The following is a 21,577-nucleotide window of genomic DNA, read 5'->3' on the forward strand; positions in this document are numbered from 1 at the left end:
CCCCTGCGGAGCAGCCCACGACCGAGACGTCAACGCCGCCATCAACATCAAGGCCGCCGGACAGGCGGACTTCAACGACCGCGGAGCGCACATAAGACCAGGACTCGTCCCGGCAGCGCGCAGTGAAGCGGTAACCCACCCGCACGTTGCGCCATCCACGCGCAGCGTGGAGGGAATCCTCGTCCTGCAGGGCGAGGAGGATGTCAACTGCTGGCCATCGTGGACGAGATGGTCCGGCAGGGCGTCGACCCGCGGCGCACGTCGCTGAAGGTGGGCATCTTCGGCGCCGAGCCGTGGACCGAGGACATGAGACGGGAGATCGAGCACCGGCTGGACATGCACGCGGTGGACATCTACGGACTGTCCGAGGTGATGGGGCCGGGAGTTGCCAACGAGTGCGTGGAGACCAAGGACGGGCTGCACATCTGGGAGGACCACTTCTATCCCGAGGTGATCGACCCGGCCACCGGCGAGGTGCTGCCGGACGGCGAACCGGGCGAGTTGGTGATCACCTCGCTGACCAAGCAGGCCATGCCGGTGATCCGTTACCGGACCCGGGACCTGACCCGCCTGCTGCCCGGCACCGCCCGCCCGATGCGCCGGATCGAGAAGATCACCGGACGCACCGACGACATGATCATCCTGCGCGGGGTCAACCTCTTCCCGACCCAGATCGAGGAGCTGATCCTGCGTACCCCGCAGTTGTCCCCGCACTTCCAGTGCGTGCTGTCCCGGCAGGGCCGGATGGACACGATGACCGTCCGGGTGGAGCGGCGGGTCGAGGCCGAGCCGGCGGCGGCCGACCGGGCCGGCGCCGACCTGGCCGAACTGGTGAAGAACACGATCGGGGTCAGCGTGGCGGTGCGGGTCGTCGAGCCGGACGACGTCGAACGCTCGCTCGGCAAGATGCGCCGCATCGTCGACCGACGCGCCGGCGACTGACCGCCGCCCGCTCCGCGTCCCACCCGGTCGTGCGGGGCACCAGCGGACCGTCCGCCGCACCGATCAGTGCCCGCAGTTCGGGCGCCCAGTCGGCGAACTCGGCCAGCAGGACGGCCCTGGCCGGGCCGGGGTGGCGTCGCGATTCGGACGAACATGTTCGTCGGTTGGGAAGTGGGGAGGGGAAAAGATCCGGTCCCGTGGGTGACCACCCACGGGACCGGATCCGACGCCGCCGCCCGGGACACCCGGGCGCCCAGGTCAGGGCAGGCGGCCCTGGGCGTCACCGTTGTCCTGGTCGGCGACGAAGGCCGCCACCCAGGACAGCGCCGAGTTCCAGTTGATCGCCAGTTCGTTGGTCGACCAGGACTCGATGTCGTCGATGTAGCAGAACTGCGGCGCGCAGCCGGCCAGCTTCTGCTGGGCCAGCGGGTCCTGGATCCCCGAGTTGGCGCCGCCCGCGACGGTGCCGCGCGGCGGGTTCGGCAGGCTGGCGTCGAGCTGGTGGGAGTACCAGCGGCTGTGCTGGTTGTGCGACGCGACCTCGCCGTACCCGGTGATGTACGACTGGTTGAGCGCGTTGCGCCCGAGCAGGTAGTCCATCGTGCCCAGCACCGCGGCCCGGTAGGTGTTCTTCCCGGTCAGGTCGAACGCCGTGGCCAGCACCACCGCGTTGTTCAGGATCGAGCTGTTCGACCCCCACTCCCATCGGTTGCCGGTCGGCGCGTACGGCACGCCGTAGGGGTGCGCGGCGGCGGTGGCGAGGTAACCGTCGGCACCCCGTACCACCGAGGCGCGGACCCGGTCCCGGTCCGGCAGCCGGCTGGGCAGCACCGCCAGGTCGAGCCGGCCCAACGCGGCGACGCTGCCCCAGCTGAACCCGCCGGGCGTGAAGATGTCGGCGGTGTGCAGCGGCGAGGCCAGCACGTAGTCCCGGTACTCCGTGGCGCCCGTGCTGAGGTAGAGTTCGGCGGCGGCCCAGTAGAACTCGTCGCTGACGTCGCCGTCGTCGTAGGTGCCGCCGCCGGTGCCGTCGGCCGGACTGGCGTACACCGCCGGGTGCGCCTTGGCCGCCGTCCAGGCCGCCTTGGCCGCCGCCAGGTTGCGGGCCGCGAAGGCCCGGTCGTACGGCAGCCACACCCGGGCCGCCTGGGCCGCGGTGGCCGCCAGGTTGAGGGTCGCGGCGGTCGACGGCGGGTGCAGCTCGCGCTTCTTGCCGTCCAGGTGGGGCAGCAGCGGCAGCCCGGTCCAGGTGTCGTCGTGCACCTTGTGGTGCGCCATCCCGGCCAGTGGCTGACCGGCCGGCACCTGCATCTTGAGCAGGAACTCCTGCTCCCAGCGGGCCTCGTCCAGGATGTCCGGCACCTTGTTGTGGCTCTCCGGCACGGCCAGCGTGCCGTCCCACAGCTTCCACGGCTCGCCGGTGCGGGCCAGCAGCGAGCGCTCGTACTCGCTCATCAGTTGGTGGACGGCGATGCCGCCGTTCACCACGTACTTGCCGTGGTCGCCGGCGTCGTACCAGCCGCCGGAGACGTCCAGCCGGTAGTCGCAGACCCCCGGCTGGCACGGTACGTCGGTGTCGCCCTGGTTCGGGGCCACCCCGACGTGCCCGGCCGGCCGGCCGTATCCGGGCCGCAGGTCGTCCCGGATGGCGACGCCGCTGCGCTGCGGGTAGAACACCTTCAGGGCGTCCGTGCGCAGCGACTCGTAGAAGTCGCTGCGGATGTCGAACGGCCGGCTGGTCTCGCCGTCGGCGACCAGCGTGTAACCGCTGCCGACCCGGGTGTACGACCCGAAGTTGATGGTCTGCACGTTCTGCCCGGAGGACTGGTCGACGCCGCGCGGGGTGGTCCGGCCGCTGGCGACGACCGCGCCGGCGCCGTTGCGCAGCTGCCAGGGCAGGGCGGTGGTGGCCTCGGTGACCAGGGTCGCGGCCTTCGGACCCTTGGGCAGGTAGCCGACCTGGTTGACCCGCACCCGCGGTCCGGTGTCCGGCTGGTAGACGTCCGGCGGGGCGCCCCCGGTCAGCGAGACGTCGTCCAGGCAGAACCGCCAGTCCGTGGCGGCGCCGCCGATCTGGAAGGCGACCTGCGCGTTGGGCAGATCGACCGGCGAGGTGAAGGTGTATGAGTAGACGTCGCCGGAGACGCTCACCGACGGGTTCGCCGCGAGGTACTGGGTGTACGGGTCGACCGGCAGTTGGACCAGGGCCTTGACCACCCGGCCGGGGCTGGCCGAGGCGAAGAACGAGAACTTGTACGTCTCCCCGGCGACCAGCCGGATGTCGTTCTGCCCGATGATCGCGTCCCAGGGGTTGACCGTCCCGCCCGGCACGTCCGTGCACAGGCGCCCGCCGGTCGCGTCGAGGGTGAGGTTGCCGGTGCCCCACCAGGGGGCGGAACCGTTGTCGAAGGTGCCGTTGACGATCTGCTCCGGGCCGTCGGCCCGGGCGGGTGCGCCGGTGAGGCCGGCCGCGACGAGCGCCACCGTCGCGGCGAGCGCGAGTCGGCTACCACGCCGTGCGGATCCTGGAAACACGCCGGGGTCCTTTCGGAGGGCGGAATGGAGTGTGGAACCGGCCACCCGGGAGGCGTGGCCGAGATCGATGGAAGCGCTCCCAACTGCGATGTGCCCGTGATGTTGTCAGCCTGTTTCACGCATGTCAATGCATTGGTATCGCCGATCCGCGGATCGGGTTGTCGGACCGCCGGACTAGGCTGTGAGGCCGACAAGAACCTGAGAATTCGTCACCACAGCGGGGGGAAATCCGTGTCCGGCCCAACGGCCGCACCGTCCGACAAGATCGACGGAGCGGTACTGAAGATCGCGGGCGTCGTCGTCCTCGGCGCCATCATGTCCATCCTCGACATCACCGTCGTCAGCGTCGCGCTGCCGACCTTCCAGAGCGAGTTCACCGCGACCTACGCGCAGGTCGCCTGGACGATGACCGGCTACACGCTGGCCCTCGCCACGGTGATCCCACTCAGCGGCTGGGCCGCCGACCGGTTCGGCACCAAGCGGCTCTACATGCTGGCGCTGCTGCTGTTCACCGCCGGGTCGGCCGCGTGCGCCACCGCCGACTCGATCGAGCAGTTGATCGGCTACCGGGTCCTGCAGGGACTCGGTGGCGGCATGCTGATGCCGCTCGGCATGACCATCATGACCCGGGCCGCGGGCCCGCACCGGATCGGCCGCCTGATGGCGATCCTGGGCATCCCGATGCTGCTCGGTCCGATCGCCGGCCCGATCCTGGGCGGCTGGCTGATCGACACGGCCAGCTGGCACTGGATCTTCCTGATCAACGTGCCGATCGGCGTGCTGGCCCTGGTCTACGCCCTGCTCGCGCTCCCCAAGGACACCCCCGAGCCGACCGAGTCGTTCGACTTCCTCGGCATGCTGATGCTGTCGCCGGGACTCGCGCTGTTCCTGTTCGGCGTCTCCTCGCTGCCGGAGACCGGCACCATCACCGCCACCAAGGTGTGGGCCACCATGCTGGTCGGCGGACTGCTGGTGATCGGCTTCGTGATCTACTCGTTCAAGCCCCGGCACCCGCTGCTGGACCTGCGGTTGTTCCGCAACCCGCGGCTGACCGTGGCGGCCGTGTCGATGTTCGTCTTCATCATCGCCTTCATGGGGGCCGGCCTGCTGTTCCCGAGCTACTTCCTGCAGGTGCGCGGCGAGTCGACGCTGGCCGCCGGCCTGCTGATCGCCCCGCAGGGCATCGGCGCGATGATCACCATGCCGATCGCCGGCACCCTGGCCGACCGCGTGCCGGTGGGCCGGACCGTGCCGTTCGCCCTGCTGCTCATCGCCGCCGGGTTCTTCACCTTCACCCAGGTCGACGCGGACACGTCCTACCTGCTGCTGTGCGGCTCGCTGTTCGTGATGGGGCTCGGCATGGGCGGCACCATGATGCCGATCATGACGTCGGCGCTCAAGTCGCTCAGCGGTCCCGAGGTGGCCCGCGGGTCGACCCTGGTGAACATCCTGCAGCAGATCGGCTCGTCGATCGGCGCCGCGGTGATGTCGGTGATCCTGACCAGCCGGCTGAACGGATCGGCGGCCATCCCGGGCGCGGTCGACCCGAGCACCGGAAAGCCGGTCACCGAGGCCGGGCTGGCCATCGCCGTGCAGCAGAAGCCCGAACTGGCCAAGCAGTTCCCGGTCCCGCCCGGGATGATCGAGAAGGGGCTGCAGTTCGCCGCCGACTCCTTCGCCACGACCTTCTGGGTCGGGTTCGCCCTGGTGCTGGCGACGTTCATCCCGGTCGCGTTCCTGTCCCGCCGGCGCGAGGAGCCCCCGGCCGGCGAGCGGCCGGACGGGTCGGAGCAGGTTCCGGTCCTGGTGCACTGAGCGTCCCCGGGAAGACCGGCAAGACGGGAGAACGCAAGGGCGGTGCCACACGGCACCGCCCTTGCCCGTCCGGGGCGCGCGGTACGCCGGTGGCGCCCGCCCGGGCGACGAGGTCGCCCAGCCGCTCCGGCCGCTCCAGCGCGATCAGGGTGGGCTCACTCGTACCGTGGTAGAGCAGCGCCACCGAGTCGCGGTGTCGGTACCAGGTCGTGTACGGCCAGAAGAAGTCGTCCAGGTCGCCCAGCTCGTACGCGTGCAGGCCGGGGTCCCGACCCAGCAGTTCGGCGAGCTCCGCCCGGTCGTGCACGCTCCGTACCAGCATTCCGCTGGTCGTCAGTCCCGGCCGGCGGGGCCGGGCCGCCCGTCGGCGCGCAGCGCCCACACCCCCACCACGCCCACCAGCACACAGATCGCGGCCCCCGCGAGCAGGCCATGCCGCAGGCTCAGCACCGGCGTCGCGGGCCCGGTCCGGGGTGCCGATGCCCGCGGTACGCCGTCGAGGACGACGCCGCGGCGGACCGCTTGCCGGCCCGGCCTGGAGTTGTCCGACCCACCGGCGGCCGATGCCACGGCGGCCGCGGGTGGGGTGTCCGGCGAGATGCGCCCGGCGTGCACCAGGTCCCGGGTGGGCGGGTTGGGCCTCGACGGCGAGGCGATCGCGTCCCGGCTCGCGTCCGCCAACGCCCAGAGCCGGTGCACGCTGCGCATCTCCTCGGGACTCGCGCCGCACGCCTTGGCGAAGGAGTGCACGACCCGGTAGTCGGACGGGACGCTCAGCCCGGAACAGTAGCGATGGACACTTGAGCCGCTGACCCTGGCCTGTCGACCGAGCCACTCGAAGCCCCGACCGCTGCGGTACTTGAGCATTCGAAGAAACGCAGCAAATTGATCAATATGAATGGAATCGGACACGGATCCCTCCCCCGTGGGATCGAACACCCTGGAAGCCGTGCCAACGTATCACGCAGTAGGAAGCCGTCGAAGGCGTTCCGCGGCGGGCTCCGCCGGTGCGCCGCTCAGGGTTTGCTGAGCGGCGCACCGGCCAGGAGATCGCTCAGTACCAGTGCGGCGACTGCGCCTGCCAGAACGACCACGCGGCACACGGGGTGCCGTACCGGGACTTGATGTAGTCCTCGCCCCACTCGATCTGGGTGGCCGGGTTGGTCTGCCAGTCACTGCCGGCGGCGCCCATCTTGCTGCCGGGCAGGGACTGTGGGATGCCGTACGCCCCGGAGGACGGGTTGGTGGCGTAGACCTTCCAGTTGGATTCGTGGATCCACAGCTGGTTCAGGCAGTTGAACTGGGCCGAGACGGTCCAGCCGTGCTGGACAATCTTGTTCTGCGCGGTGATCCAGACGGTCCGGGCGACGCCCATCTTGGACATCGTGTTGCCGCCCGCGATGCCGTCGGCCGTGAGTCCGTGGCCGCTCTGGTAACTGCGGACCGCGGCCGTGGTGTTCGGCCCGTAGGCGCCGTCGGCGCTGACGCCGGCGACCCGCTGCACCTCCTTGATCTTGTTGTGCAGGGCCAGCTCGGTGCGGGAGCCGTAGTCGCCGTCCTCAGCCAGGCCGTTGTCGTGCTGGAAGGACTTGACCGCGGCGGTGGTCTGCGGGCCGTACTGGCCGTCCACACCGGAGGTGGCCAGGTAGCCGATTCCCACCAGGTTCTTCTGGAGCGTGGTCGTCGAGTCCACCGCCTGGGCGGGGGTCGAGGAGACCAGTCCGGCCAGCGTCACCGTCACCAGGACGGCCAGGAGGCGGGCGACGGTTCCGGGCCTGCGGAGCAGGGATTGCATGATTCTCCTTACGGTAGGGGTTGATCAGGCGGTCAGGCGGGCGAGCGTCCGGGGGTCGACGACGCCGTCGACCGGGAACTTGGCCCGGGTCTGGAAGGTCCGCACACCCGACTCGGTGGCCGGGCCGAACGCGCCGTCCACCGTGCCGACGGGGATGCCGGCCGCGTTGAGCTGGTTCTGCACGGCCTTGACGGCCTCGCCGGACGATCCCCGGGCCAACTGTCGATGCAGCTGGTTCCAGGTCTGCGGCCCCGCCTCGCCGTCGACGCTCGCGTGCACGCTGCTCTGGAACGTGCGGACGGCGGACTCGGTGCCGGGGCCGAACGACCCGTCGGCGATCACGGTCGCGCCGTGCGCCCGCAGCTGGTACTGCAGGGCCCGGACCCGTTCCCCGGTGGCGCCGGCGCGCAGCGTGGTCCAGGCGGCCGGCGTCGGGTCACCCCCGATCCGCGTGGCCACGTCTGCCCGCAGCCGCGGCAGCATCGCGTAGAGCTGGTCGCCCGGGCAGTCGGTGGCGTTGAAGTTGCGGTGCCCGTAGATCTGGTACGCCCGGATGCCGAACTGGGCGCAGATGTACGCGGACAGCTCGACCAGGGCGGCGTAGTGCTCCGCCCGGGGCGCCGCGGTCATGTAGTTGCCCTCGTTCTCGATCCCCACCGCGAAGTCGTTCTGGGCGTAGCAGTGCGCGCCCTGTACGTGCTCGTCGCCCCGGCGCAGCGCCTCCAGGCTGCGGTGCCGTCCCTCCAGGGCGTGCGCACCCCGGGTCAGGGTGAACTGCTGGCCGCTGTCGACCCAGCCCCGGTTCTTGATGTGGTCGTTCTGGATCGAGCGGGCGAGCGCGTACGCGTGCTGCAACGAGTAGTCGGTGCTGTTCGGCGAGTCGGTGTGGTGGATGAAGAGCTTTGTCGGCGGTTGGGGGAGCATCTGGATCGCCCCGGCCGCCGGTGTCGCCCCCCATTCCGAGGTCGGGTGGATCGTCGGGACGGGCGCCGCGAGGGCCGGCGCTCCGGCGGTGAGGACCAGACCCGATCCGAGCACCAGCCCGGCGCCGGTCGCGGCGGTCAGGCCGAGAAAGCGTCGGCGGTCGAACGCCGTCCCACCCGTGGCGGTTGTCTCCTCCATGCGGCAGAGCCCCTCTCTCACGAATGCACGGCCGTCGCGACGGCCGTGCCGTACGGGGGAGACCGTCATCGATGGCGGAGGCCGGGCACAAGGTCTCGACGCCGGCTGGGACGTGCGGGACGCCGCGACCCCTGCCACCTCCACGTACCTGGCTCGCTGGGACGCGGCTGGGACGCCGGCCGGTCCCGGGTGGGGGTACGTCCGCCGGCCCGGCATGGCCACCCGACGCGGACGGAGGCCGCCGGGGCAACCGCCCCGACGGCCTCCGCTGTCGCGCTGGTTCAGACCGTTCCGTTCTCCCACCACCAGGCCCGGCCGAGGTCGGCCCGGCTGTCGACGTGCTGGTGGTCGACGGTGTACGTCTCCAGACCGGAGAAGCCGCAGGTCTCGGCCTTCTGGTAGACGGTCTTGTTGGAGACGCCCGGCACGTTGAGGTCGGCCGCCGTGCCGTACATGTGCATGCTGTCGCTGGCGCCGCCGATCTCGGCGTTGTGCTTGATGTTGCGGAAGCCGGAGTTGACGGTGATCGCCTTGTTGCCCAGCTTCACCCGCAGCGCCTCCAGCTTGTACATGCAGCGCCGGACGTTCTCCTTCACCTCCGCCGTGCTCAGCTTCCCGCCGGAGAAGGTGCCGGTGCTGCGGTCGGTGAACTCGCTCCAGTTGAAGTGCAGCGTGGAGCCGTCCGACGACTCGAGGGCGTTCAGCTTGGCCTGGGTGTTCGGGCCGACCTGGCCGTCGACGGCCAGGCCGTACGCCGCCTGGAAGCGACGGACGGCGCCGTCGGTTCCCGGACCGAAGTCGCCGTCGATGGCGACCCGGGTGTGGCTGGGGCTGGCGGCGGCCCAACCGGCGACCCGGATCTGCAGTTCCTTGACGTCGGCGCCGTTGGAGCCCTGCTGCAGGGTCCGGGTCCAGGAGTACGCCTGGGCGGCTCCCGAGATGAGCAGCGGGCCGGCGACGGCGCCCGCGCCGAGGATCACGGCGCCCCGCAGGAGCCGGCGACGGTTCATGTGCATCGCGGAGTCAGACATTGACACGTCCTTGTCGATGGTCGCGGCGATCAGTAGGCGAGCTGGAAGTTCACGTTCTTGGCGTCCGAGTCGTAGGGGCGGACCCGCAGGACGAACTTGGTGCCGTCCTTGACGTCGGTCGCCACGGTGCCCCACGGCGGACCGAAGATCTGGTAGGAGTCGTTGTTGTTGCACTTGGTGGTGTGCGCGACGAAGACCACGCAGGCGGCCAGGAACGAGCGACCGTCGTCGGTCGTCAGCCGCATGTTGATGTCGTTGCACCGGCTCGACGTGGTGTACGGCCCGTACTCGCGGTAGCCGCTCTGGAGTTTGTAGTTGAGGTTGATGGCACCGCCGTAGCAGCTGGTCGCCGCCGAGGCCGGGGCGCCGGCGACGGCCAGTCCGGTCAACGACATCGCGGCCACGGCCAGGGTCGAGAGCAGCGTCCTGAAGCGCTTCATGAGGGTGTCTTCCTTTTTCGTGGGAGGGGATCGGCGGGGGCCTGCGGTCAGTAGGCGATCTCGACGGTGTTGGTGGCGCCCTCACCGTCGGCCTTGCCCAACACCTGGAAGCTGGTGCCGTCCAGGACATCCGTGGCGATGGTCTTCCAGGAACGCCGGACGATCGTCGTGTAGTTGCACTTGCTGGTGTGCTTGACGAAGACGACGCACACCTCGATCCACTCGGAGTCACCGCTGACGATCCGCATGTTGATATCGGTGCAGCGGCTGGTGGTGGTCACCGGACCGTAGGTCAGGACGTTGGTGAACTTCGTCTGCTTCGCGCCCCCGTAGCAGCTCGTCGCCGTTCCGGCGGCCTCCGCACCGCCGGCGGGGACGAGGAACGCCGCGGTGGCGACCGAGGTGGTGAGGAGCGCGGTCAGCGTCCTCCGGGCGGATACTGCGGGCATATGCCCTCCTAAATTGGGCGGTCGGTGTCCGGCCGGCGGGACAGTCGTCCCTTGATCGGCGACGCTGCCAACCGCGCACACCCCGGGCAAGGACGCTGGGACGCTGGGACGCTGGGATCGCCCGCCACCTCGACCGACGCGAAGGCGCTGGGACGTCGCTGGGACCGCGGGCCGCCGGCCGACCCGCGTCGGGTGTCGGACCGGCGCTGACCCCCACGATGCGGCGGCGGGGCGTGGCGGATTACCGCCACGCCCCGCCGCCGTTTCCCGCGGCGGACGGCCGCCGCGGATCCGTCACCCCCGAGGTGCCGGCAGGCTGACCGCGCCGGCCGGGACCGGCGCCTCCGCGGCCACATCGGCCACGGCCTGGGAGAACTGCGTGTTGTACAACCGGTGGTACGCGCCGCGGGCGGCGAGCAGGTGCTCGTGGTCGCCCTGCTCGACGATCCGGCCGTTCTCCATCACCAGGATCAGGTCGGCGTCCCGGATGGTGGAGAGCCGGTGCGCGATCACGAAGCTGGTCCGGTCGGTCCGCAGCGCGGCCATCGCGTGCTGCAGCAACACCTCGGTACGGGTGTCCACCGAGCTGGTCGCCTCGTCCAGGATCAGCAGCGACGGGTCGGCCAGGAACGCCCGGGCGATGGTGATCAGCTGCTTCTCGCCGGCGCTGACGTTGCTGCCCTCCTCGTCGATCACCGTGTCGTAACCGTCCGGCAGGCTGCGCACGAACCGGTCCACGAAGGTCGCCTCGGCCGCCGCGTGGATCTGTTCCTCGGTGGCCGCCGGGTTGCCGTAGGCGATGTTGTCCCGGATGGTCCCGCCGAACAGCCAGGTGTCCTGCAGCACCATGCCGATCTCGCCGCGCAGGTCGTCCCGGCGCATGGTGGTGATGTCCACCCCGTCCAGGGTGATCCGGCCGGCGTCCAGCTCGTAGAAGCGCATGACCAGGTTGACCAGGGTGGTCTTGCCGGCGCCGGTGGGTCCGACGATGGCGACGGTGTGTCCCGGCTCGGCTACCAGCGACAGGTCCTCGATCAGCGGCTTCTCCGGCTGGTACCGGAACGACACGTGCTCGAACTCGACCCGCCCGTGCCGTTCCCGGACCCGGGCCGGGGTGGCCGGCTCCGGGCTCTGCTCGTCCGCGTCGAGCAGGTCGAACACCCGCTCGGCCGAGGCCACCCCGGACTGCAGCAGGTTGGCCATCGAGGCGACCTGGGTCAGCGGTTGGGTGAACTGCCGGGAGTACTGGATGAACGCCTGCACGTCACCGAGGCTCATCGCGCCGGAGGCGACCCGTAGCCCGCCGACCACGGCGACCGCCACATAGCTGAGGTTCCCGAGGAACATCATCGACGGCATGATGATGCCGGAGACGAACTGGGCGCCGAAGCTGGCCTTGAACAGCTCATCGTTCTTGGCCGCGAACGCCGCTTCCACCTCCCGTCGCCGGCCGAAGACCTTGACCAGCTCGTGACCGGTGAACGCCTCCTCGATCTGGGCGTTGAGCGCGCCGGTGTGCGTCCACTGCGCGACGAACTGCTTCTGCGACCGCTTGGCGATCTGCTTGGTCAGCACCATCGACAGCGGCACGATCACCAGGGCGATCACCGCCAGCAGCGGCGAGATGACGAACATCATGGTGAGCACGCCGACCACGGTGAGCAGCGAGGTGAGCAGCTGGCTCAACGTCTGCTGCAGGCTCTGCGCGACGTTGTCGATGTCGTTGGTGACCCGGCTGAGCAACTCGCCGCGCGGCTGCCGGTCGAAGTACGGCAGCGGCAGCCGGTTGAGCTTGTCCTCCACGTCCGAGCGCATCTGCCGGACGGCCTGCTGGACCACGTCGTTGAGCAGGTAGCCCTGCAGCCAGCTGAGCACCGACGAGCCCACGGCCAGGCCCAGCGCCAGCAGCAGCACCTGACCGAGCCGACCGAAGTCGATGCCGGCGCCGGGCACGACGGTCATGTGCGCCAGCATGTCGGCGAGCCGGTTGTCGCCCCGGGCCCGCATGCCGGCGATCACGTCCGCCATGTTCGTGCCGGCCGGGAACTGCTTGCTGAACAGGCCGGAGAAGATGATGTCGGTGGCGTGCCCCAGCACCTTCGGCCCGATGACGCTCAGTCCCACGCTGGCCACCGCCAGCCCGATGATCATGATCAGCCGCGTCCGGTACGGACGCAGCCGGCCGATCAGCCGTTTCGCCGACGGGCCGAAGTTCATCGACTTCTCCGCCGGCATCCCGGCGGTCATCCATGGCGGTCCGCCGGTGCGCCGTCCCGCCGGCGGCAACCGTTTCGGCATCGTGGCCGTGCCGCCCTGCTTCGTCATCGTTCCCCCGTCGTTGTGTCCCGGACCGCCGTCGGTGCGTTCCGGACCGGTGTTTTCGCGTGCCTCGGTCATGCCGCCGCCCCCATCGGGAGCTGGGACTCGACGATCTCCGCGTAGGTCGGGCAGGTCTCGACCAGTTCGTCGTGTCGGCCGATGCCGACGACGGCGCCGTCCTCCAGCACGATGATCTGGTCGGCGTCGACGATGGTGGACACCCGCTGCGCGACGATGACCACGGCGGCGTCCGCCGTGACCGGGCGCAGCGCGGCCCGCAGCCGGGCGTCGGTGCCCAGGTCGAGCGCGGAGAACGAGTCGTCGAACAGGTAGATCTCCGGTCGGCGGACCAGCGCCCGGGCGATCGCGAGCCGCTGCCGCTGACCGCCGGAGACGTTGGTGCCGCCCTGCGCGATGGGCGCCGCCAGGCCCTCCGGCATGGCCGCCACGAAGTCGCGGGCCTGGGCTATCTCCAGGCACTCCCACAGTTCCTCGTCGGTGGCGTCCGGGTTGCCGTACCGCAGGTTGCTGGCGACCGTCCCGGTGAACAGGTACGGCTTCTGCGGGACCAGGCCGATCCGGTCCCACAGCACGTCCGGGTCGAGTTCCCGGACGTCGACCCCGTCGACCAGTACGCAGCCGCCGGTCACGTCGAACAGTCGGGGGACCAGCGACAGCAAAGTGGTCTTGCCGGCACCGGTGCTGCCGATGATCGCCGTGGTCCGGCCCGGTCCGGCGCGGAAGGAGACGTCCCGCAGCACCGGCGCCGCGGCGCCCGGGTACTGGAACTCGACCCCGCGCAGTTCCAGTTCCGCCCGGGCGGTCGGCTCGGTGACCGGGCGCTCCGGCGGCCGGACCGTCGAGTCGGTGTCCAGCACCTCGCTGATCCGCTCGGCGCAGACCGCGGCCCGGGGCACCATGATCAGCATGAAGGTCGCCATCATCACCGACATCAGAATCTGCATGAGGTAGCTGAGGAACGCCGTCAGCGCGCCGACCTCGATCTGGCCGGAGTCGATCCGCGCCGCGCCGAACCAGAGCACCGCCACGCTGGAGGCGCTGAGCACCAGTATCACGATGGGGAAGAGCAGCGCCATCAGCCGGCCGGCCCGCAACGCCACCGAGGTGAGATCGTCGTTGGCGGCGGCGAACCGCTCGGTCTCGTACGGCTCGCGGACGAACGCCCGGACCACCCGGATGCCGGTGATCTGCTCGCGCAGCACCCGGTTGACCGTGTCGATCCGGGTCTGCATCAGCCGGAACAACGGCACCATCCGCCGGATGATCAGGCCGAGGGCCAGCACCAGGACCGGTACGCAGACCACCATCAGCCAGGACAGCCCGACGTCCTCGCGCAACGCCATGATCACACCGCCGATGCACATGATCGGCGCCGCGACCAGCATGGTGCAGGTCATCATGACCAGCATCTGCACCTGCTGCACGTCGTTGGTGTTGCGGGTGATCAGCGACGGGGCGCCGAACTGGGCGACCTCCCGGCTGGAGAACTGGCCGACCCGATGGAACAGCGCCGACCGGACGTCCCGACCGAAGCTCATCGCGGTCCGGGCGCCGAAGTAGACCGCCGCGATCGAGCAGGCGATCTGCAACGCGGACACCAGCAGCATCCAGCCGCCGGTGCTGATGATGTAGTCGGTGTCGCCCCTGGCGATGCCGTTGTCGATGATGTCGGCGTTCAGGCTCGGCAGGTACAGCGAGGCCATGGTGCCGACCAGTTGCAGCAGCAGCACCGCACCGAGCGGGCCACGGTACGGCCTCAGGTGGCCGCGGAGTAGTCGGATCAACATTCCTGGTTTCCCCCGGATGGTCGGTCGGCCGACGCCGCCGCGGCGTCGGCCGGGTGGTGCGGACGGACGCCGTCGTGGTCGTCCTTGTCGTGTGCGCGGACGCCGTCGTGGTCGTCCGGGTGATGCGTGCGGACGCCGTCGAGCAGGACGGCGACGATCTGATCGGCGGTGAGCAGGTTCCCGTCCGCGATCAACTGGTGCGAACCGGAGAAGGTGAGCAGCCGCAGCAGCCGCGCCACCTCTTGTACCGGGTAACGGAGCAGGTGCTGGTCCGGTTCCAGCAGCCGGACCACCGCCGCGGCGATGCGCTGGTTGACCGGGTCGTTGCGACGCCGGTGCTCGTCGGTGTCCTCCGGCGGCCCGTGCATGCAGAGCGCCAGCAACAGGTTGGTCACGGTGATCAACCGGTCCTGCATGACCGTGGTCAACTCGGTCAGCCGTTCCCGTAGCGGCAGCGCGGGATCGATCCGCTCGATCCGCTCGAAGAGTGGTTCCGGATCGAGGGCGGTGGCGACGGCGGCCTGGATGAGCGCCTCCTTGTCCGGGAAGACGCGGAAGATGGTGCCCTCCGCGACCCCGGCCGCCTCGGCGATCTGCCGGGTGGTCACCTTCTTGCCGTACCGGCCGATCAGCGGGAGGGTCGCCGTGATCAGGGCGGCCCGGCGCTCGTCCGGCGGCAACGGTCGGGCCCGGCCGGGTCTCGGCGCGCAGTGGTCCGGTGTTCCGGGTGAGCTGGTGGCTGGCACGCCGGAGAGGATAACTGAGTGAGTCACTCACTCACTAACGTTTTTCCGACAGCGAACACGGGACCGCCGCCCGGCGGGGCACCTCCACGTATGGCGAAGCGTGGCGGCGGATCTATTTGTGCGCGCTGAGTGTCGCTCGAACAGCACCAGATGTTCACGTACTGCCGGCATTAGACATGCCTGTGGGGAATCGCCGGGACGCGGGGTCGGGAAAGGGAGTGGCGGTGCGGCAGGGCCTTCTGCCAGGCTGCGGCGGTGTCCGAGACCCGTGCCGATCCACGCGACCTGACGGACCTGCGGCGGCGGCTCGCCGCCGGCGACCGGATCGACTATCTCTACTTCTGGGGGCACCGGCCGCGCCGGGACGGCGCCGCCGGCCCGCACTGCCTCAGCCAGTGGTGGCCGGCGCCGTTTGTGGTCGACGACATCCGGTACGCCTCCGCCGAGCACTACATGATGGCGCACAAGGCGTGGCTGTTCGGCGACGACACGGTGGCCCGCCAGATCCTCGACGCGTCCAGCCCCGGTGCGGCCAAGGCGCTCGGCGCGCAGGTGCGCGAATTCGACGAGGCGACGTGGCAGGCGCATCGCTTCGACATCGTGGTGGCCGGCAGTGAGGCCAAGTTCGGCCAGCACCCGAAGTTGGCGGCATACCTGACCGGCACTCGGGGCCGGGTGCTGGTCGAGGCAAGCCCGGTCGACCGAATCTGGGGCATCGGGCTGGCCGCCGACGATCCGCGCGCCGCGGACCCGGACCAGTGGCCGGGGCTGAATTTGCTCGGCTTCGCCCTCATGCGAGCCCGGGACCGGCTCTGCGGCTGACCAGCGGCCCGGTTTCAGGCCACGCCGGCCGGGCGGAACTGGACGCTGACCCGGGGGCCGACCGGACGGGCGGTCTTCGGGACGGCGTGTTCCCAGGTCCGCTGGCAGGAGCCGCCCATCACGATCAGGTCGCCGTGGCCGAGCGGGAAGCGCAGGCTGTCCCCGCCGCCGCGCGGGCGCAGCAGCAACGGTCGGGGCGTCCCGAACGAGACGATCGCGACCATGGTGTCGATCCGGGCCGACCGGCCGTGCGTGTCGCCGTGCCAGGCCACGCTGTCCGCGCCGGTCCGGTACAGGCACATGCCCGCGGTGACGAACGGCTCGCCCAACTCGTCGGCATAGTACGCGGACAGCCGCTCGCGGGCCTCGGTCAGCACCGGGTGCGGCAGCGTCTCCCGACCGGAGTACCAGCGCAGCAGGCGCGGCACGTCGACCTCGCCGTCGTACATCCGGCGCCGCTCGGCGCGCCAGTCGACGTCCCGCAGCAGCGTTTCCAGCACCGGGTCCGAGCCGCTGACCCAGCCGGGCAGGTGATCCACCCAGGCGCCCCGGGTGAGCCGGTGCCGGCGCACCCGGCCGGTCAGGTCGCCCAGGGTCGTGGTGGGCGCCTGGTCGAACATCGACGGCTGGTGGGCCAGCGGGGACATGGGACCACCATACCCATCCTTCGAACGCCCGTACGATCGTGGCTGGTCGCGGGCGCGTCCCCGGCTGGTCGCGGGCGCGCGTCGCGCCCGGAGTAGCGTCGCCGGTATGGACTGGCAGAGCTACGGTTCGTTCCTCGTCTTCGCCGTGGTCACCTGCAACCCCTCGCCGGCGGGCGTGCTGGTGGGCGGCGGCGGGGGTGGCGACTGTTGGCGACGGAGTAAACATTGACATATTTCGGAGCGCTCCGGTGGTAGAGTCTTCACCGTTAAACGGGCGATAGCCAAGCTCGTCTGACACGTAGGACGCCTGCGGCGGCAGGTTAAACACGTCGGTGTGATCGGTACCGGGAGTGCCTCGGGAGCCGGACCCCGCAGGGTCGAACGGACGTGGAGACCGTGTAGGACCAGCGCTTGTGCTGGCAGTGGTCGGTGAAGCGTCAACCTCGCACCGCGTAGGCGGGTCAGACGAGGAGCGTCCGGTGGTAACGCCGGACTGCGAACGGCTGGGTGCACTATTGCTCACTCGCACGCAACGGTTTCCTGTCCAACATCACCAGCGGCGGCGCCGGTCTGGCAGGTGCTGCCGCTGGCGCTCAGCCACGCGCTGCTGTCGCTGGCGTACCTGACGCTCCTGGTCGCCGGTCTGCACCGGGCCCGCCGGGTGTTCGCCCGCCGCGGGGTCCGCCGGGCGTTGGACACCGGTACGGGACTGGCCCTGCTCGGCTTCGGCACCCGGCTGGCGGCCGAGAGCCCCTGACCGACGGACCGGGACCGGCGTCGTCCGACACCTGGCCAGTCGTGTAGTGGACAGCGTTCCGGGTCGGAATCGCGCAGGCTTGACGGGCGTACCCGCTGGTGGCGGCGGGTGCCGTCGTCGGCCGGCGGCGCCGGCTCAAGGAGTGTGTCCCATGGCGAACGAACGACGACTCGCGATCGATCCGCCGGAGCGCAGCGCCGCCGAGCGGGTCGGCCCGCACCTGCTCGGTCGGGTCTACCGTCCCGATCCCCGGGACTGGAGCCTGGACCGGCTGCTGGAGATCGCCGAGCCCGACGAGGCCGTCCTGCAGCGGACGGTCGAGCAGGTGCTGCGGGAGACCCCGTACTTTTCGGACTGGCGGTCGTACCTGGTCTTCTGGCGGTGGTTGCGCAAGCACCGCCCGCCGGTGCCGCCCGGCCCCACGCCGCCGCCGCCCACCGACGCCGCGCCGGCCTGGGAGCTGAAGATCCAACTGGACCAGGCGGACACCCCGCACTGCGTGGGCTTCGGCTGGTCCGGCTGGGTGGACGCCGCACCGGTCGAGGGCGAGTACCAGAACGCCGACGGGCACGCCCTCTACTACGAGTGCAAGGTGATCGACGGTGAACCGCGGGCGGAAAACGGTTCCACCGTCCGGTCCGGGGCGCTCGCCGTACGGGCCCGGGGACGGTTGGCGGCGTTCGCCTTCGCCACCACGCTCGGCGAGATCGACGACTGGGTGAACAAGCAGGGCTCCGTGGTGGTCGGCACGAACTGGACCGACGACATGTTCCACCCGGACGCCAAGGGACTGGTAAAGCCCACCGGCGCGGTGGCCGGCGGCCACTGCTACCTGCTGATCGACAAGATCGACGCGGAGGACGCCTACCTGTTCCAGAACTCCTGGGGCGCGACCTGGGGCGCCAAGGGCCGGTTCACGATGAAGCGGAGCGACTTCGAAAGCCTGTTGCACGCCGACGGCGAGGCGTGTTGCGCCGTCGAGCTCCCGCGCTGAGCCACCGGCGACGGCATGGCGCGACGCGATCTGGACCGGGCCGGCGCCGGGCAGCGACACCAGGTCACCGCCGGTGACCTGGTGATCCTCCGGTTGCCCGAGACGCCCACCTCCGGCTACCGGTGGGCGCTCGACGGGTACGACCCGGACGTGCTCCGGCTCGCCGGTGACGAGTTCCGCCCGGCGGCCGGCTCCGCGCTGGGCGGGGGTGGCGAGCGGGAGTTCCGGTTCAGCGTCGTCGGCGCGGGCAGTTCCCCGCTGCGACTGGCCCGGCGACGGGCCTGGGCGGGTGCCGGCGGCGCGGCGGAGCAGTTCGAGGCGACGATCGAGGCCACCGACTGACCGACCGCCCCACCCGCGGATGTCGGGTGAAGAAAATCCACGTCCGGTTGAACCTTCCGGCCCTCGGATCCGAACCACATGGTTGGAGCACGTGAGGACGGGTCTCGATGCCGGTGCGCCCGTCCGGCCGCGCCCGGCCCTGTCCGGCCGGTCGGCCCGCTCCGCCTGGTACGTACCGGCAGGCGAAGGGACACCGGGGTGACTCGTAGGGCGCTGTTGCTGGTCCGTACCGCGATCGTCGGAGCCGCGGTGGCCTGCGCGACGGCCCTCGCCGCCCCGGCCTGGGCGGACGTCGCGATCACCCCGAACTTCGCGGTACGCGGGGACGCGGCCAAGGTGACCTTCCGGGTCAGCGACACCCGGCCGGGGGCGTACACCACCAAGGTGGAGCTGCGCTTCCCGGCGGACGTACCGGTCGCCGAGGTGTACCCGCTGTCCGTGCCGGACTGGGCGCCGCAGATGACCACCCGCACCCTCGACAACCCCATCGGCGGGCTGCACCAGGGTGCCACCAGCACGGTCACCTCCGCGGTCATCTGGACCCGGGCCGGCGCCGGTCGCCCGGGTGGCGCCGCCGACCTGACCATCTCGATGGGGCCGATACCGCAGCGCGACCGGCTGACGTTCACGCTCCTGCAGACCTACTCCGACGGCACGGTGGCCACCTTCGGCGACCCGGTGGCGGGCGCGCCGGAGCCCGCCGGCCCGGCGCCGGTGCTGACCCTGCTGGTCGGCCCGGATCCGGTGCACGGTGACGGAGAGCAGCACGCCGGCGGTCACAGCGGAACCGGTACCGCCGACGACGCGGCGGCGGCTCCGGTGGACGAGGCCGCCGCGTCGACCGACGACGGATCCGGCCTGAGCGGCGGCGAGTTGCTGGCCATGGGGCTGGCCGGCGGCGTCGCGGCGGGCCTCGCCCTGGGCGCGGTCGCGATCTCCGTCACCCGGCGCCGTGCCCTCGCCACCGCCGGCCCGCAGCCGTCCGCCGCCACCGCTGACACCCTCGCCCCGACCGACGGGACGCCCGCCGCCGCGACAAGGCACGCCACCGACGGGAAGTCCGCCGCAGCCGAGCACAGCACCGCCGACGCGAATTCCGTCTCGGGTGAGAAGAGCGGTGCGGACCTGCAGTCCGGTGTCGACGAGGGCAGTGCCGTCCCTCGGGACAAGGCGGCCATCGACGGCACACCCTCCGCCCCACGCCGCGCCTGGCGCCTGCGGGAGCCGGCTACTCGCCCCTGACGCCGGCCGACGCGGTGATGGCCGCCGCCCAGCGGCGGGCCGCGACCAGTCCGGCGGGCGTGGCCGAGCCCGGCGTGCAGGTGGCCGAGGGCCTCCCAGCCGGCGGTGATCGCGCCTTTCCAGGGCACCGCCCACCGGCGTAGGCCGGGGAGGTCGGCGAGGTTGCCGTGGGTCCGGTCGGCCGAGGCGATGGCGGCCAGCACGGCCTGGCGTAGGTCCTCCATGGCGCCGGCCGCTCCCGTGACCGCGAGCGTCTGTGGCGTCGGCGCGGTGGTTCCGACCGGTAGGTCCGGGCGGCTGTAGGTGCGGGCCTGGTCGCGCGCGGCGGTCAGTGCCTCGCAGGGGCCGGGCCGTCCGCAGGCGACGCAGAGACCGGTGTACGAGGAGGTGGTGTGCGTGTCGATCGTCTGTTGCGCTTCGGCGAACCGCTGGTCGGCGTAGTCGACGAGGTCGGTGGGGGACAGGCCGGTCACAAGCCCTCCTTCACGAGTTGGGCGAAGCGCACCTCGTCGCACGGGTAGTCCTCACCGCAGGCACAGACCAGCCGGGCGACGGCCCGCGGCGGATGGGCGGCCAGGACGAACTCCGCGTCGTCGAGATCCTGTTGGGAGGGGATGGCGTCGTCGGGCTGGTCGGGTTCGGCGAGAGGAGTGGGGCTCACCGGTGATTACCTCCGTGGATGCGTCGTCATTCCAGAGGTTGTGCTCGGTGGAACGGCTGCTCTACAGCCACCATGCCCTCTCAGACCTAATAGTGTCAAGTTGTATAGGTGTCAAACATGACACTATCGGTCCGCATAGCGTCGGATCATGGTTCGGAGGCTGTACGGCTCGGCGGAGCTTCAGGAGCGTCTCGGCGTATCCCGCGCGCGCGTCGTGCAGATCACGAGCCGGCCTGACTTCCCCGCACCCTTCGACCGCCTGGCTGGGGGCACGGTGTGGTTGGTCGAGGACGTGGAGGCGTGGATCGCGGTGCACCGACCCCACCAGGCGCGTGGCGTCAACCCCGACGAGGCCTGATCGGAATCAGCCACAGCGACGTCGTTCGGGAAGCAGCAAAATCCCTGACATTGCTGCTTCGGGGCGTGGTCGATGCAGCAAAGCCCCCGACATTGTCGGAATCCCCGCCCCGGCGGCCCGCGCGCTGCCGTGCGGTCAGGGCCAGGGGGTTTCGACGCCGTCGAATTCCTCGAAGACGAGCCAGGTACGGGTCGACAGCACGCCGGGGATGCCCTGCACCTGGTTGAGGACCAGGTCCCGCAGGGCCGCGTTGTCCGGCGCCCGGACCAGGGCCAGTACGTCGTGGTCGCCGCCGAGCAGCGCGGCGTGTTCGATGTAGCGCATCCGGGCCAGCCGGGCGGACACCTCCCGCCAGGTGTTCTGCTCGATGGTCAGGCTGACGTACGCGGAGGTCATCAACCCGGCCGGCTCCGGGGCGATCCGGGCCCGGAAGCCGGTGATCACCCCGTCGGCGATCAGGCGTTCCACCCGGGCGTAGGCGTTGGTGCGGGAGATGTGGATCCGTTCGGCGAGGGTCCGGATCGAGGTGCGTCCGTCCCGGACCAGGGCGTCCAGGATCCGCCGGTCCACCTCGTCGAGGGGCCGGGCCGGGCCAACCGGTCGGCCCGGATCCGGCGGGCGGGCCGATCGTCCGGCGCCGGCCGGGTTTGCGGCCTCCGGCCGGGGCTCCTGGCTCACTAAAGGCCCTCCTCACGGTCATCCGTCCCACCTTCGCGACGGATGTTGAGCAAACATCCGCCAGCCGTGAGCAT

22 protein-coding genes are annotated in these 21,577 nt (G+C 70.8%); 9 read left to right on the forward strand and 13 right to left on the reverse strand.

The window, feature by feature from the left end; translation table 11 throughout:
- Window positions 1-228 precede the first annotated feature (228 nt).
- Complete coding sequence (locus ACFOX0_RS27815; protein WP_377551661.1) at window positions 229-942, forward strand: AMP-binding protein; 714 nt, start codon at window positions 229-231, stop codon at window positions 940-942.
- A 258-nt stretch (window positions 943-1,200) separates the two neighbouring features.
- Here the strand turns inward: ACFOX0_RS27815 and ACFOX0_RS27820 are convergent, their stop codons facing one another.
- Window positions 1,201-3,477: a glycoside hydrolase family 9 protein gene (locus tag ACFOX0_RS27820; protein ID WP_377551484.1), complete on the reverse strand. Its 2,277-nt coding sequence runs from the start codon at window positions 3,475-3,477 to the stop codon at window positions 1,201-1,203.
- A gap of 231 nt (window positions 3,478-3,708) precedes the next feature.
- Here ACFOX0_RS27820 and ACFOX0_RS27825 point away from each other — a divergent pair, with 231 nt between their 5' ends.
- Window positions 3,709-5,292: a DHA2 family efflux MFS transporter permease subunit gene (locus ACFOX0_RS27825; RefSeq protein WP_377551487.1), complete on the forward strand. Its 1,584-nt coding sequence runs from the start codon at window positions 3,709-3,711 to the stop codon at window positions 5,290-5,292.
- 333 nt (window positions 5,293-5,625) lie between these two features.
- On the opposite strand, the gene ACFOX0_RS27830 is transcribed toward ACFOX0_RS27825, so the two are convergent.
- The 9 genes from ACFOX0_RS27830 to ACFOX0_RS27870 form a co-directional block, all read right to left on the reverse strand.
- Window positions 5,626-6,231 (reverse strand): helix-turn-helix domain-containing protein, encoded by a 606-nt coding sequence (locus ACFOX0_RS27830; protein WP_377551490.1) that lies wholly within the window; start codon window positions 6,229-6,231, stop codon window positions 5,626-5,628.
- A gap of 115 nt (window positions 6,232-6,346) precedes the next feature.
- On the reverse strand, window positions 6,347-7,087 hold the full coding sequence (locus ACFOX0_RS27835; protein WP_377551493.1) for an aggregation-promoting factor C-terminal-like domain-containing protein: 741 nt from the start codon (window positions 7,085-7,087) through the stop codon (window positions 6,347-6,349).
- A gap of 24 nt (window positions 7,088-7,111) precedes the next feature.
- A complete protein-coding gene (locus ACFOX0_RS27840; RefSeq protein WP_377551496.1) occupies window positions 7,112-8,209 on the reverse strand; it encodes a peptidoglycan recognition protein family protein in 1,098 nt (365 codons plus the stop codon).
- A gap of 281 nt (window positions 8,210-8,490) precedes the next feature.
- The gene (locus ACFOX0_RS27845) at window positions 8,491-9,240 is read right to left on the reverse strand and encodes a D-Ala-D-Ala carboxypeptidase family metallohydrolase (protein WP_377551498.1); all 750 of its coding nucleotides are present in this window, start codon (window positions 9,238-9,240) and stop codon (window positions 8,491-8,493) included.
- A 29-nt stretch (window positions 9,241-9,269) separates the two neighbouring features.
- Window positions 9,270-9,680 carry a hypothetical protein gene (locus tag ACFOX0_RS27850; protein ID WP_377551501.1) on the reverse strand — a complete coding sequence of 137 codons (411 nt, stop codon included), beginning with the start codon at window positions 9,678-9,680 and terminating at the stop codon, window positions 9,270-9,272.
- Window positions 9,681-9,727: 47 nt separating this feature from the next.
- Window positions 9,728-10,129 (reverse strand): hypothetical protein, encoded by a 402-nt coding sequence (locus ACFOX0_RS27855; RefSeq protein WP_377551503.1) that lies wholly within the window; start codon window positions 10,127-10,129, stop codon window positions 9,728-9,730.
- 294 nt (window positions 10,130-10,423) lie between these two features.
- Complete coding sequence (locus ACFOX0_RS27860; RefSeq protein ID WP_377551663.1) at window positions 10,424-12,454, reverse strand: ABC transporter ATP-binding protein; 2,031 nt, start codon at window positions 12,452-12,454, stop codon at window positions 10,424-10,426.
- 68 nt (window positions 12,455-12,522) lie between these two features.
- Window positions 12,523-14,256 carry an ABC transporter ATP-binding protein gene (locus tag ACFOX0_RS27865; RefSeq protein WP_377551506.1) on the reverse strand — a complete coding sequence of 578 codons (1,734 nt, stop codon included), beginning with the start codon at window positions 14,254-14,256 and terminating at the stop codon, window positions 12,523-12,525.
- A complete protein-coding gene (locus ACFOX0_RS27870; protein WP_377551509.1) occupies window positions 14,250-15,002 on the reverse strand; it encodes a TetR/AcrR family transcriptional regulator in 753 nt (250 codons plus the stop codon). The genes ACFOX0_RS27865 and ACFOX0_RS27870 overlap by 7 nt, the downstream gene beginning before the upstream one ends.
- 255 nt (window positions 15,003-15,257) lie before the next feature.
- Between ACFOX0_RS27870 and ACFOX0_RS27875 the strand changes: the two genes are divergently transcribed.
- A complete protein-coding gene (locus ACFOX0_RS27875; RefSeq protein WP_377551512.1) occupies window positions 15,258-15,824 on the forward strand; it encodes an NADAR family protein in 567 nt (188 codons plus the stop codon).
- Window positions 15,825-15,838: 14 nt separating this feature from the next.
- Here ACFOX0_RS27875 and ACFOX0_RS27880 read toward each other — a convergent pair whose 3' ends face one another.
- Window positions 15,839-16,471, reverse strand: a complete 633-nt coding sequence (locus tag ACFOX0_RS27880) for an alpha-ketoglutarate-dependent dioxygenase AlkB (RefSeq protein WP_377551515.1) — start codon at window positions 16,469-16,471, stop codon at window positions 15,839-15,841.
- 106 nt (window positions 16,472-16,577) lie between these two features.
- Here ACFOX0_RS27880 and ACFOX0_RS27885 point away from each other — a divergent pair, with 106 nt between their 5' ends.
- The 5 genes from ACFOX0_RS27885 to ACFOX0_RS27905 all read left to right on the forward strand — a co-directional run bounded on the left by ACFOX0_RS27885 (window position 16,578) and on the right by ACFOX0_RS27905 (window position 19,806).
- Complete coding sequence (locus ACFOX0_RS27885) at window positions 16,578-16,700, forward strand: hypothetical protein (protein WP_377551517.1); 123 nt, start codon at window positions 16,578-16,580, stop codon at window positions 16,698-16,700.
- Window positions 16,701-16,985: 285 nt separating this feature from the next.
- Window positions 16,986-17,228 carry a LysE family transporter gene (locus ACFOX0_RS27890; RefSeq protein ID WP_377551665.1) on the forward strand — a complete coding sequence of 81 codons (243 nt, stop codon included), beginning with the start codon at window positions 16,986-16,988 and terminating at the stop codon, window positions 17,226-17,228.
- Window positions 17,229-17,379: 151 nt separating this feature from the next.
- A complete protein-coding gene (locus tag ACFOX0_RS27895) occupies window positions 17,380-18,222 on the forward strand; it encodes a C1 family peptidase (protein WP_377551520.1) in 843 nt (280 codons plus the stop codon).
- A 15-nt stretch (window positions 18,223-18,237) separates the two neighbouring features.
- Window positions 18,238-18,564, forward strand: coding sequence for a protease inhibitor I42 family protein (locus ACFOX0_RS27900; RefSeq protein ID WP_377551522.1), 327 nt, complete (start codon window positions 18,238-18,240; stop codon window positions 18,562-18,564).
- A 198-nt stretch (window positions 18,565-18,762) separates the two neighbouring features.
- A complete protein-coding gene (locus ACFOX0_RS27905; protein ID WP_377551524.1) occupies window positions 18,763-19,806 on the forward strand; it encodes a DUF1775 domain-containing protein in 1,044 nt (347 codons plus the stop codon).
- A 469-nt stretch (window positions 19,807-20,275) separates the two neighbouring features.
- On the opposite strand, the gene ACFOX0_RS27910 is transcribed toward ACFOX0_RS27905, so the two are convergent.
- Window positions 20,276-20,467, reverse strand: a complete 192-nt coding sequence (locus ACFOX0_RS27910; RefSeq protein ID WP_377551525.1) for a hypothetical protein — start codon at window positions 20,465-20,467, stop codon at window positions 20,276-20,278.
- A 148-nt stretch (window positions 20,468-20,615) separates the two neighbouring features.
- Here ACFOX0_RS27910 and ACFOX0_RS27915 point away from each other — a divergent pair, with 148 nt between their 5' ends.
- Window positions 20,616-20,825, forward strand: coding sequence for a helix-turn-helix transcriptional regulator (locus ACFOX0_RS27915; protein ID WP_377551528.1), 210 nt, complete (start codon window positions 20,616-20,618; stop codon window positions 20,823-20,825).
- A gap of 135 nt (window positions 20,826-20,960) precedes the next feature.
- On the opposite strand, the gene ACFOX0_RS27920 is transcribed toward ACFOX0_RS27915, so the two are convergent.
- Complete coding sequence (locus tag ACFOX0_RS27920; protein WP_377551530.1) at window positions 20,961-21,503, reverse strand: Lrp/AsnC family transcriptional regulator; 543 nt, start codon at window positions 21,501-21,503, stop codon at window positions 20,961-20,963.
- Window positions 21,504-21,577: the final 74 nt, after the last annotated feature.

Origin of the sequence: Micromonospora zhanjiangensis (assembly GCF_042650605.1) — a bacterium.
Taxonomy (GTDB): domain Bacteria; phylum Actinomycetota; class Actinomycetes; order Mycobacteriales; family Micromonosporaceae; genus Micromonospora_J; species Micromonospora_J zhanjiangensis.

What these genes read in the sequence shown, in the direction of transcription:
- ACFOX0_RS27815 (WP_377551661.1), top strand. Translation starts at nt 229, where the DNA reads ATGGTCCGGCAGGGCGTCGACCCGCGGCGCACGTCGCTGAAGGTGGGC.
- ACFOX0_RS27835 (WP_377551493.1), bottom strand. Translation starts at nt 7,087, where the DNA reads ATGCAATCCCTGCTCCGCAGGCCCGGAACCGTCGCCCGCCTCCTGGCC.
- ACFOX0_RS27840 (WP_377551496.1), bottom strand. Translation starts at nt 8,209, where the DNA reads ATGGAGGAGACAACCGCCACGGGTGGGACGGCGTTCGACCGCCGACGC.
- ACFOX0_RS27845 (WP_377551498.1), bottom strand. Translation starts at nt 9,240, where the DNA reads ATGTCTGACTCCGCGATGCACATGAACCGTCGCCGGCTCCTGCGGGGC.
- ACFOX0_RS27850 (WP_377551501.1), bottom strand. Translation starts at nt 9,680, where the DNA reads ATGAAGCGCTTCAGGACGCTGCTCTCGACCCTGGCCGTGGCCGCGATG.
- ACFOX0_RS27855 (WP_377551503.1), bottom strand. Translation starts at nt 10,129, where the DNA reads ATGCCCGCAGTATCCGCCCGGAGGACGCTGACCGCGCTCCTCACCACC.
- ACFOX0_RS27860 (WP_377551663.1), bottom strand. Translation starts at nt 12,454, where the DNA reads ATGACGAAGCAGGGCGGCACGGCCACGATGCCGAAACGGTTGCCGCCG.
- ACFOX0_RS27865 (WP_377551506.1), bottom strand. Translation starts at nt 14,256, where the DNA reads ATGTTGATCCGACTACTCCGCGGCCACCTGAGGCCGTACCGTGGCCCG.
- ACFOX0_RS27880 (WP_377551515.1), bottom strand. Translation starts at nt 16,471, where the DNA reads ATGTCCCCGCTGGCCCACCAGCCGTCGATGTTCGACCAGGCGCCCACC.
- ACFOX0_RS27885 (WP_377551517.1), top strand. Translation starts at nt 16,578, where the DNA reads ATGGACTGGCAGAGCTACGGTTCGTTCCTCGTCTTCGCCGTGGTCACC.
- ACFOX0_RS27895 (WP_377551520.1), top strand. Translation starts at nt 17,380, where the DNA reads ATGGCGAACGAACGACGACTCGCGATCGATCCGCCGGAGCGCAGCGCC.
- ACFOX0_RS27900 (WP_377551522.1), top strand. Translation starts at nt 18,238, where the DNA reads ATGGCGCGACGCGATCTGGACCGGGCCGGCGCCGGGCAGCGACACCAG.
- ACFOX0_RS27915 (WP_377551528.1), top strand. Translation starts at nt 20,616, where the DNA reads ATGGTTCGGAGGCTGTACGGCTCGGCGGAGCTTCAGGAGCGTCTCGGC.